This is a genomic window from Adhaeribacter sp., assembly GCF_057359045.1.
This window is the reverse complement of record NZ_JBMQUD010000126.1, coordinates 1-6871: the sequence shown is the minus strand read 5'-3', so window position 1 is coordinate 6871 and position 6871 is coordinate 1. Positions and strand designations below refer to the sequence as shown.

Genomic DNA, 6871 nt, shown 5'->3' with positions numbered 1-6871 from the left:
TGGCCGCCGAAGGCATGCGGTTTACCCAACATTACGCTGGCAGTTCGGTTTGCGCTCCCTCGCGCGCCGCCCTCATGACCGGCTTACACACCGGTCATACCCGGGTGCGGGGCAATTACGAAATCGGGCCCAAAGGTTTTGGGGCCGGCGTAGAGTTAAAAGCCGAAGACATAACCGTAGCTGAGGTCTTGCAAAAAGCTGGTTATAAAACCGGTTTAATCGGCAAATGGGGTTTAGGAGTAGAAGGAACCACCGGCGAACCTAATAAAAAAGGCTTTGATTATTCTTTTGGCTTCCTGAACCAAGGGCACGCCCATTTTCATTATCCCGAATATTTATGGCGTAACGGCCAAAAAGTACCGCTTACCGGTAACCTGAACGGCAAACGGGAACAGTACGCCCAGGATTTATTTACCCAGGAAACTTTACAATTTTTAGATAAACAGCAAAAGCAAGATGTACCTTTTTTCCTGTACCTAGCTTTAACCGTACCGCACGCCGAAATGCTGCACCCCGATGACGAAAACTTTGCCCGATTTAAAGGTAAATTCCCCGAAAAACCTTACGTAAAACCAACGCGGGGCAAGCGCATCGACGACAGTTTAGGTACTTACAATTCGCAAGAGATGCCGCGGGCAGCTTTTGCCGCCATGGTTACCCGTATGGATGCCCAGGTTGGGCAGGTATTGGCGCACCTGAAAAAACTTGGCCTGGACCAGAATACCCTGGTTATTTTTAGCAGCGATAATGGTCCGCACAAAGAAGCGGGCGCCGACCCGATTTTCTTTAACAGTTCCGGGCCTCTGCGTGGGGTTAAACGCGACTTATACGAAGGAGGCATTCGGGTGCCTATGATTGTGCGCTGGCCCGGCAAAGTTAAACCGGGTTCTGAGAACAACCACGTTTCGGCTTTCTGGGATTTTATGCCCACCGCCGCCGAATTGGCCGGTACCACCCCACCCAAAACTGACGGCGTTTCTTTTTTACCGGCGCTTTTAGGCCAAGCCCATGCACAAAAACAACACACCGCCCTGTACTGGGAATTTCACGAAAACAAAACCTCGCACCAGGCCATTCGCCTCGGCAACTGGAAAGGCATTCGGTTTAGCCCATCGGCTCCTTTGGAACTGTACAACTTAAAAACCGATTTAGCCGAAAAGAACAATGTGGCGGCCGCTCACCCCGACATAGTAGCCCGGATGGAAGCCCAATTAAACCAGGTAAGAACGCCGTCCGACATATGGGCCTTAAAAGAGAACAAGCCAGAATAAAGGTTATTCTTCAGTAGCACCAACTTATAGAATTTCAACTGTAGCGCAACCCCGGCAGGTGTTAAAGCCTGTCGGGGTTGCGCTACTATTCTTTAGTTTTGCGGCTTACTATACCAGTAACTCTACTAAATAAAACAGCATTGGTCTAACTAAGAATAATTTTTAATTCAGCGAAGCACTATTAGCGGCGGGGAATATTTTTCTGGAGGAAACTAAGAGACCTAAAGCAATGGCAAAAAATAAGGTTTCGGTTACTAGCCACTGCTTACCAAATGCTCCTAAAGCCCCTTCAGCGAAAATAGTAATAAGCCGCGAAGCGGCATAAAAGCCCCAGAGCAAACATAAAAAAAGTAAACCCTGCCTAAAATTTTGCCGCATCAGGTAAATCAGCCAGATAAACAAAGTAAGTCCAACGCCCCCGTACACGCCCCTTATAGAACTAAAAGCATCGGTATTGTTTAACTGCACCGCTACCAAATCCATTACCGATTGCGGGTTAGTAAAAGCCATTATACTAACTGATAACAGGCTAAGTGCCGATAAAAGAATAAAGCCTTGCGAAGCTAATTTTAGATTTTTTTGTGTTTTCATGGTTATTTGCATTTAGAGTACCATGCAAATATGGCGCACCAGCGCAGCGTAATTCTTGGTATTTACCAAGATTTTAAATCCTGACTTTATTCAATAATTTACTAAAGTTGGTGGCTTCTATACCCAGGTAATTTGCCAGATATTTGTGGGGTACCAATTGCAAAATGTGCGGGCTCCGCCGTAAAAGCTGCCGGAATTTTTCTTCCGACGAAAAACATTGCAGTTCGGCTAAGCGCTCCAACAACCCCGACAACGAATGGGTAACGCCCTGCCGGATCAGGTGCGCAATGGCCGGCCGGGTATCCAGCAAGGGCCTGAGATCAGTTATGGCACAACGAATAAAGGTGGAGGGTGTTAAGGTTTCGTAAAAATAACGCGATGGTTGTTGTAACAAAAAGGCATCGAGCACGCCGCCAAAAGAAGGTGCGTATGTAAAAATCAGGGTAGCTTCTCTTTGAGCTTCATCAAAATAATATACCCGCTGCACGCCTGCCAGCACAAAATACAGGTACTTTTCCTTTTCTCCGGCCAGGGTTAATGTTTCTTTTCGTTTGGCTACAAAGGGTTTCCAGGTGGCCGCAAACGCCTGCCAATCGGTTTCCGGCAACGGATAAATGGCATCTACTACCTGTTTTAACACCTGCAGATTATCCGGCATAACAATATTTGAAAGTTGGTGATCTCCGGAAAATAAAAATCCCCCACCGGATAAACTATTTTGTGCCGGAAAATATTTTTGCTGAATGAATAATTACCCCAACGCGCTTTTCTAATTGAATAAATTTATACCGATATTAAATAGATAATGCGCTTAATCCAATGCTCTCGCCAGCATCCCGCTGGTGAGGCTTTCTACCGGCCTCTGGCCCCTATTATTAAAAAATAATCAGTGGGCAAGTGTATAGCGGCCAGAAACCAAGAAAATAAGACCCGGGCGAGGACGCCTATGCCATATACCACTTCACTTGGTGCTTATTCTCTTTAAGCGCAGAACTGAACGAATTAGGGTATTAATATTAGTAACGGGTAAGCGCCGGGGCTAAAACTAAACCATTTTTCCGGTATTCGCCCATGAGCAGTTCTACTACCTGGCTGTAACTTTGCAAACCTTCAGATTGGTCGTTTACCTTTAAAAATAAATCGTGGATGGTGTCGGTAATAATTTCTAGTGGGTTTTGGAAGCTTTCCCAATACTGGCGGTTATGTTCTAAATCCTGCTTTAAGCCGGGGCTAAAATAACGTTCTAAACGCATAAAGGCTTTGGGACGGGTATATTTCAGGCGGTTCATGGCGTATCGGAGGGCCATTAAATTACCAGAATACTGAAAAGCAGGATTGGGATGCAACCGGCAAACCAGGTAAGAAATAAAATTAGCTTCGTCTTCAGAGGCAAACCCAATCTGATGCGCCATTTCGTGGCAAATGGTTTCGGGTAGCACATAACTGGGCGGGTCCATGTTTACGTTGGCCTCGCCAGTAAACGGAAAGTAAATACCGCCAATCCCAAACAAAGACATCAACTCGGGCACATACACAGCCTTTACGGCCGGATAGGTATAGTGCAATTCGGGGTAAGTAACCGCAAGTAAGCGAAAGCCCTGCGGCGCTTGTTGCAGCATTTGGTGGTGGGTTAAGCTTAGGGCTAAGGGTTGGTGCTGGTCTTGGGTAATTTTTAAGCGACTTTCGTTTGTTAACCGGATTAAAGTAAGACATAATCTTTCCAGCTCCTGCCCGGTAAACGCCCGTTGGTCTAATTTAAAAAGCTCTTGAGCGGGCCGCCGGTGGTAGTTGAGTCCCCACATAAGGGTAAATAAAAAATAAAAGCCCGACCAAAATGCCACCGCCTTAAACCCCACGTGCCGGAAAAAATAACCAGCGGTTATGCTTTTTATTAAAAGCAACCGGATTTGCTTCGCAAGCCAGATAAGTAAAAATAATATTATACTATAAAACAAAAACTGCCCCACTGGCACCGGAATGGCCCCAAACCAGGTGCGCAAAAACTGACTTAAATATTTATAGAATTGGTTGGTATAAACACGTTCTACCCAAAGCGGTTGGCTGGATATTATTTGAATTAGAAGCAGTTGTAAAGGTAAACTGAGTAAAACGAAAGTACGCCAAAATTTCTTTATCACTGAATATTGCTTCAAACGTAAATTGCAGATAACAAATTTACATAATTTGCCCTTAAGCACGGATTAAAACCACTTTAGACGAGCAAAAAAGAATTTCAGACCAATTTAAATAAAATATTTCTATGGCATTAAAGCTATGCTCCGCACCTGTCTCGTAATTATTTCCCTTTGTTCTTTGCCTGCTACATACCATTATTTCCCCTTGCTTTAAATACTACCGGCAAAAATTATATTTTTAACAAAGCAAAAGTTAGCCAATACCCGCTGGTAATTGGCCTAATATTTATACTGATATTTTGCCTGCTTTAATAAACGAATATTCCATAAGCCAAAAGCACTTTACACAAAAAAAGGAGCCTTAAGGCTCCTTTCTAAATTTTATTATCTTCTTTAATTATTAAAACCGGTTCGAAGTTTCAGCCTGGCCAACCGCTTGAAAGTGGGTAGCCTGCTTAATCGTTTTTTCTTTCCCTTCGGCATCTTCGTAGGTTCGGTCTTCTACCTCCACCGATAAGGTTTTGCCTTTTAGTTCTTTTGTATCGAATTCATTCCCTTCTATGCCTACGGCTTGCAGAAAACCCGCTAAAATGGGCTGACCGGGTTCGCTTAAATAAAACCGCTGGTTTACAAAGCCGGCTTCGTTTTCGAGGCGTAAATTAAAAAACGGGATATCTTTATTTTCGCTTTTACCTTCTTCTACTTCGGTTATGGTTACCACATGGCGCCCATTTTCCAGGAAAGGCTTTTCATTTATCTTAACTTTCATACCTATCTGATTTACTAAAATAATTTACATTTAAGTAGTTTCAAATACGTTTAAAAGGTAAATAAGTTTATTAAACACAATTATTTTAGCAAAATATTTATTACAAACTAAATAATTTAGTTTTTAAAAAAAATAAGCAGCCCCAACATTTAGTTAGATTATATCAATTTATCTGCTGGTTTTATAGAATTTAGCACCAAACAAGAAAATAACTACGTAACAAATAATAGGTAAATAATATGCTGCGGCTACATCGGTGTTGGCAACCAAACCCATAATTGGCGGGAAAACGGCCCCACCTACTACTCCCATTACAATAAAAGAAGAAGCTTGCTGGGTATGCGGACCTAAGTCTTTTAAACCTAGGCTAAAAATGGTCGGGAACATAATGCTGAAGAAAAAGTTAATTAGCAATAAGGCCACAAACGAAACAGTGCCTAAGCCCTGAGCCACCAGTACACACATTAAAATATTGGCCAGCGCATAAGCCGCCAGTAATTTATTAGGGGCAATAAACTGCATCAGGAAAGTACCTACAAACCGGCCAACCATCATCATTACCATAAATATTAAACCAAAGTAATAAGCAGCTACTTCGGGAGTTAAGCCCATTTTTTCTTCGCCATAGTTTATAAAAAAGGCCCAGGTACCCGATTGAGCCGCAACATTAAAAAACTGGGCAATACAGGCAAAAACAAAATGCCGGTGCTGAAAAAGTTTTTTGGGCGCTTTTAAGTCTTTTGGTTCGGTGCCTACCTCAAAAGTATCGGTACTGATAATATGCGGATCGTGCAGGGCAGGTACTTTTACGAACGAGAAGGCAATGGCCAAAGCCGCTATAAAAGCACCGATAATGGTATATAATATTTTAACAGAATCTAATTCTCCGGGGGTACCGGTACGTAGCAAAAAATAACCACCCAGTACCGGCCCAATTACCGCCCCCAAACCGTTAAAAGCCTGGGCAAAATTTAGCCGTTGGTCGCTGGTGCGCTGGTCGCCTAAAGCTGCAATAAAAGGGTGCGCCACGGCTTCTAAAGTAGCCAGACCGCAACCTAATATAAAAAGCGCCAATCTAAAAAAGCCAAAAGACTCGGCACCAGCTGCCGGCACAAACAAAAATGCACCAATGGCATACAGAAACAAACCCAACAACACGCCATTTTTGTACCCAAAACGTTTCATGAACAAACCAGCCGGTACGCCCATAATAAAATAAGCGCCAAACACCGAAAACTGCACCAAACCCGATTGAGCTTTAGATACATGCAATACTGTCTGAAAATGCTTGTTCAGTACGTCGCCCATGGTAATAGCAATGCCCCAAAGCATAAACAGCGAGGTTACAAAAATAAACGTAGTAATGTACTTTTTTTCGGTAAATGCCGGCTTTTGGATTGTAGCGGCTCCGGTTAAACTTTGCGTGGTATTCATGTTTTGCGTTAAGTTTTGGCTTTATCAATTATTTGGTGGAAAATTCTGGCCTATAAGTAAGCTGTTTTAAGAGCTAAATACAAAACAATTTATTTATGTTACATATCAAGGGTGTGCCTTAGCTTAACTAACCGGGAAATATTCTAGTAAATATTACTTGCGATTTGGTAAAGTTGCTCCGGTTTTATTGGCTGCGGCAGCTTCGGCCAAAGCTAGTTCTTCTTTGCTCATCTTTTCCAGCTCGGCCAGGGTCCAGGCGGCTTTCCGGTTAAGGTGCATCTCTCTTAGTTGCTTCACTTCTTCGGGCTTTACCACCAAAGTTTGCCCGGCTCTGGGACGGGCGTTGTTGCCAAATTCGTAGCGAATATAACTTACTACTCCCGCTAGCCATTCATCGCTGTTATGGCCCATGGCGGGCATTACACTGGGATAAGGTTTACCATCCACGGGGCCAGCTAAACCGTGCATTAAAATCCGGATAGCCGCATTTTTTTCGGCCAAAACCAGCCGTTTAGAACCTGCCAACGGGGGCGCCGGTAAGCTGCCTCCACTCACAACTAAACCTTTTCCATCGGCCCCGTGGCAAGTAGCGCACAAGGTTTTAAAGGTAGTTGCGCCTTTTAAGATCAGGTTACGGTCGGCAGCAGCCATGTTGCCCAAGCGGCGGCCAT

General features: G+C 43.9%; 7 protein-coding genes. 1 reads left to right on the top strand and 6 read right to left on the bottom strand.

The features are described 5' to 3' along the window. A partial coding sequence (locus ACO1R6_RS19970) for an arylsulfatase (RefSeq protein WP_486266872.1) occupies nucleotides 1-1271 on the top strand: 1271 nt, incomplete at its 5' end. A 162-nt stretch (nucleotides 1272-1433) separates the two neighbouring features. Here the strand turns inward: ACO1R6_RS19970 and ACO1R6_RS19965 are convergent. The 6 genes from ACO1R6_RS19965 to ACO1R6_RS19940 all read right to left on the bottom strand — a co-directional run. Further along, nucleotides 1434-1862 (bottom strand): DUF4345 domain-containing protein, encoded by a 429-nt coding sequence (locus ACO1R6_RS19965; protein WP_486266871.1) that lies wholly within the window; start codon nucleotides 1860-1862, stop codon nucleotides 1434-1436. Nucleotides 1863-1935: 73 nt separating this feature from the next. Beyond that, nucleotides 1936-2520 (bottom strand): Crp/Fnr family transcriptional regulator, encoded by a 585-nt coding sequence (locus ACO1R6_RS19960; RefSeq protein ID WP_486266870.1) that lies wholly within the window; start codon nucleotides 2518-2520, stop codon nucleotides 1936-1938. 358 nt (nucleotides 2521-2878) lie between these two features. Further along, complete coding sequence (locus ACO1R6_RS19955; RefSeq protein ID WP_486266869.1) at nucleotides 2879-4000, bottom strand: DUF3810 domain-containing protein; 1122 nt, start codon at nucleotides 3998-4000, stop codon at nucleotides 2879-2881. Between the two features lie 397 nt (nucleotides 4001-4397). After that, on the bottom strand, nucleotides 4398-4766 hold the full coding sequence (locus tag ACO1R6_RS19950; protein ID WP_486266868.1) for a hypothetical protein: 369 nt from the start codon (nucleotides 4764-4766) through the stop codon (nucleotides 4398-4400). A gap of 168 nt (nucleotides 4767-4934) precedes the next feature. Then, nucleotides 4935-6200: an L-fucose:H+ symporter permease gene (gene fucP / locus ACO1R6_RS19945; protein ID WP_486266867.1), complete on the bottom strand. Its 1266-nt coding sequence runs from the start codon at nucleotides 6198-6200 to the stop codon at nucleotides 4935-4937. Between the two features lie 153 nt (nucleotides 6201-6353). After that, on the bottom strand, nucleotides 6354-6871 hold a 518-nt coding region (locus ACO1R6_RS19940; protein WP_486266866.1), incomplete at its 5' end, for a c-type cytochrome.